The sequence below is a fragment of the Candidatus Frankia alpina genome, assembly GCF_902806485.1.
GTDB lineage: Bacteria > Actinomycetota > Actinomycetes > Frankiales > Frankiaceae > Frankia > Frankia alpina.
Genome location: NZ_CADCWT010000337.1, coordinates 1 through 4,158 on the forward strand (window position 1 = coordinate 1; position 4,158 = coordinate 4,158).

Here is a 4,158-nt window from a genome sequence, read left to right on the forward strand (position 1 = left end):
GCGTCACGCCTCGGTGGGAGCTTCCCGTCTGGGAGCCGTCCAGTCTTGCTGTGGCTCTGCCCGCGCCCACGGCACGGCCCGACGACGGCGGGTTTAGTGACGCCGAGCTCGACGCCGTCGTGGATGAGATTCGCTGCTCGCAGACCCCGCCGCTGTCTTATCGGGAGATGGCCCTGCGGTTCCGGACTGCCGGGCGCAGTGCCGCTGAGATGCGGCTGCGCGCCGCCTGGCGTCGCGTCACCACCCAGACCGACACCGATCCCGACATCACCGACGAAATGACTGGCGAGTGTGACACAGCGTGACTATTCAGGTGAGGGAGGTTGTAAGGGACCTTCAAGGGAGTCGAGGGAGTTCTCCCTCGCGGGGTCCCTTGTCGCCTCCCTCCCTCCCGTACCGCCTTCTAGCAGCGCGAACAGTCGCAGGTCGCACCACAAGGGAGGCGAGGGACCCGAGGGACCCTGCTTCGCGCCAGCCCGGCCGAGGCTCCAATGTCGAGTTCGAGGCTCCCTTCTGCGCCTCCCTCCCTTCGCATCCCACACCCGCATTCAGTTACGGAACGTCACAACCTGAGGGAGTCCGTCAAGCCCACAACCCGAGGAGCGGGACAGGCGTGATCACCTGAAAAGGCGACAGCCCAGAGGCAACGAAACCTCTGGGCTGTCATTGCTGATCTTCCGTATCCATCGCCGACCGTGAGACCGGTCGTGTGCGCTCCCCGCCGAGGGAGGCACGGCACCCATAGTGCCTGACAGCTCAAAGAACGTCAGGCCTGAGCGGGTGGCATCGGCCTCATCGGATCGGCATGAGTCCCTGAAGGGCCACTCATGTACCCCGATCAAGCACCCTCCGTTTCCCTTGCTCGCCGGCTGAGCCTGCGCCATGCCGCCCTGTTCTATGCCGGGCTGGGTTGGCCGGTGGTCCCCGTCGCTTCGCCGGACGCTGCGGTGGCCCGGCCGGGCAAGCAGCCCCTGGTTCGGGACTGGCCATCTGTGGCCAGCACCGGTCCCGGGCAGATTCGGGCCTGGTGGGAGCGGTGGCCGGACGCGAACGTCGGCATCGTCACCGGGCCCCGTTCCGGTTTGGGTGTTCTCGACCTGGACGTCGACAAGGGCGGCGTGGCGTCGCTGTCCGCGTTGGAGTCCCGGGTGGGCTGCCTGCCCGGGACGGTGACGGTGGTGACCGGCTCCGGCGGCGCGCACCTGTATTACCGCCATCCCGGTGTCCCGTTGCTGTCGGCCGCGGACGTGTATGGGCCCGGGTTGGATGTTCGCGGTGATGGGGGCTTGGTTGTTGCGCCGCCGAGTCGCCATCCGTGCGGGCACCGCTACGCCTGGGTGGGTGGTGCGCACGGTCTGTGCCGGGAGACCGTGACCGAGTACCTCGCCGACTGGCCGGTGGGTCAGCTCGCCCAGCCATCTCGCCCCGCCCCCCCCCTGACATCCAGTTCTTCACCCACGGAGCCGCCGCCGCGCCCGCATCCAGCTGCGGGTCGGGTTGTCCCTGAGGCGCATCGGGCGGCCAGGGCGGAGGCGATTCTTCGGGGGCTGTACGAGCAGATTGCTAGCCGGCCTCGGGGTCAGCGGACGCGGACTGTCTACTGGGCCGGGGCGCGGGTGGCGGAGCATGCCGCCGCCGGTGTCCTCACCGTCGAGCAGGCGATGCCCGTGCTGGTGTCTGCTGGCGTCGCTGCCGGCCTGACAGTCAGCGAAGCTACTCATAGCGCCACCTGTGGGCTGCGTGCCTCTGAGGGCCTTGTGGGGCGTGCCGCGTGAAGACTGGCGCTCAGGTTCAGCAATCCATGCCCGCCACCGCCCCGTCGGCTCGGCAGACTCCGCCGCGTCGCGTCGCCGCGTGGTTCAACCCGCCTGTCGTGCCGGAGAGCGATGAGGTCCTCACGGTTGCTGAGCGTGTGTTCTTTGGGGTGCGGGGTGGTTCGGGTCTCGGGAACCTGATGTCGCCCCCCGAAGGGCTTGTTATATGTCGCAGAACTAGCGGGGTATCCACCCACGGAAGTAAGACCGGAGGTCAGGGGGGGGCGTCCGGGGAGGCGTTCCCGGGGCTGGAGCAGGTCATCGCGGCGGCGGCGGAGTTCGACCGCCGTGCGAGGTGGGATGGGTCGGAGGGGCCTCGGCCGGTGCTGACGGTTGCTCCGGGGGTGGTGTCGCTGCACCGTCCGGATGTGGCTCGTCGGGAGCGTGCTGCGGAGCGGGCGCAGGAGAAGGCCAGCAAGTGGGCGTCGGAGCGGGGCCACTACTGGGCGACTTACGGTAAGGACATGCCTACGCCGAAGCCGAATCGTGTCATCAGTGAGTGGTCGCGGCAGTCTCGGTCTCGGATGGTGAAGACGTTGGCGCAGTTGGATTGCGCCCCGCTGTTGGACCTTGGCTTGTCGCTGCCGATGACGACGCTCACCTACCCGGCGGACTGGCTGACCGTCGCCCCGTCGGGTGCGGCGGTGAAGCGTCACATGCAGGCGTTCTGGAAGCGGTTCGCCGCCGCCTGGGGGTTCGAGTGGCCAGGGATCTGGAAGTTGGAGTTCCAGCACCGGGGTGCCCCCCACGTCCATCTGTGGGGGCCGCAGCCGGCGGGTGCGGCTGGGGACTTCAAGCGGGAAGCCAAGGTTCGTCGGCGTTTCGGGGTTGGTGACGGGTTGCCGTATGCGCAGTGGCTGTCGGTGGTGTGGGCGGACGTCGTGGGGCATCCCGATGCTGAGGAGCGGCGCAAGCATGAGCGGGCGGGGACGGCCGTGGACCTGCATGCGGGTGCGCGGATGGTGGATCCGAAGCGGATGGCGGTGTACTTCAGCAAGCACGGCAGCTATGGGGCGAAGGAGTATCAGCACGAGGTGCCGGTGGAGTGGCGGGAGCCGGGGAAGACTCCGGGTCGGTTTTGGGGCTACCGGGGTCTGAAGAAGGCGACCGTGGATGTGGAGATGACGCCCGCCGATGCGCTGTTCGTGGGTCGGACGTTGCGTCGTCTGTCGCGTGCGCAGGGGGTGACGCGGCAGGTCAGGGTGCCGCGGGGCCTGTCGTTGGACACGCAGACGGGTGAGATCAGGCAGAAGTACCGCACGGTGCGTCGTCCCGCGGTCCGTCTCGCCTCCGGCGCCGGTTTCCTGTGTGTCAACGACGGCCCGGCGGTGGCGGTGCAGCTGGCCCGGGCGTTGAAAAGTCGAGGTTTCGCCGTGGAGTGGGACCGTGCGCAGCGGGCGATGGGGGAGAGGGAGGCGGGGTGGGCGAAGGAGGAAGCCCGTTCCCTTGTCCGTGACGCCGTCGCCGACGCGCGGCTGTCGACAACACCGTTGACTACCCCACGGCCTGGTCTTGTCGACGGCCCATGGTCGAAGGCCGCCCGGGTGGCCTAGGCCGGGTTGCAGCGGGCCGGAAACCGGGGTTCCTCGCGCGCGCACGCGTAGGGCCCCCCGCCGGGAAACCAGGAAACGTGGAAACCTGCAGGTCAGAGGCGGTTGCACCCAGGAAACTCCCAGGAAACCGCAACCCGCGGTTTCCCAGGCTGCACCCGGGGGCTGCAACCGTCCCTGAGTCAGGGCAGAGCGGGTTGCCTCGGCTCCGGTAATGGGCGATCCGGGCGCTTAGGGGGCTATCGGCTTGCATATGGCTTACTGGTCGACGTATGGTTTTGGGCATGAGCGACGATGTGACCCCGGCCCAGGTTCGAGCAAAGGCGGCTGTGGCGCTACGGGATCCAGGGGAGCGCCGGAAGTCTCTGCGTGAGGAGCTCGACCTGGTGGAAAGAGATCTCCGGCCGTTGATCCGGAGAGCTGTCGCATTCGAGGTCTCGGCCCGAGAGATCCAGGACTTGACCGGCGTCTCTCGAGTGACCATCGCGCGCTGGGCTCGGGAGAACGGTCAGTGACCGGCTAGAGCCTGCGAGCCAGACAAACTGAAGACGCCCCCGGACCGGCTATCGAGGCCGACCCGGGGGCTAACGGATCACCTGCGATAACAGGAGCCCGCTAATGAGTAATCCTTCCCTGCCTGCGTGCGGATCTACGCGCCAGGCCCCGCCCGTCACCACCCGTCTGGGTGGTGTGGCATGAGTGCCCGCCGGCCGGGTCGGATCACGGTCACGGTCACCCATCCAGAAGAGATCTTCGATCCGGTGATCCTCGCCGCGCTGCAGGCTGGCCGTCGG

2 protein-coding genes and 1 pseudogene are annotated in these 4,158 nt (G+C 68.2%); all 3 read left to right on the forward strand.

Features of this window, described 5'->3' with window-relative positions; genetic code table 11:
* Window positions 1-305: pseudogene (locus G6R25_RS25560) on the forward strand (hypothetical protein); the annotation flags it as partial.
* A gap of 522 nt (window positions 306-827) precedes the next feature.
* Window positions 828-1,775, forward strand: coding sequence for a bifunctional DNA primase/polymerase (locus G6R25_RS22145; protein WP_163554436.1), 948 nt, complete (start codon window positions 828-830; stop codon window positions 1,773-1,775).
* Window positions 1,776-2,350: 575 nt separating this feature from the next.
* A complete protein-coding gene (locus tag G6R25_RS22150) occupies window positions 2,351-3,367 on the forward strand; it encodes a rolling circle replication-associated protein (RefSeq protein WP_163554437.1) in 1,017 nt (338 codons plus the stop codon).
* Window positions 3,368-4,158 lie beyond the last annotated feature (791 nt).

What these genes read in the sequence shown, in the direction of transcription:
- G6R25_RS22145 (WP_163554436.1), top strand. Translation starts at nt 828, where the DNA reads ATGTACCCCGATCAAGCACCCTCCGTTTCCCTTGCTCGCCGGCTGAGC.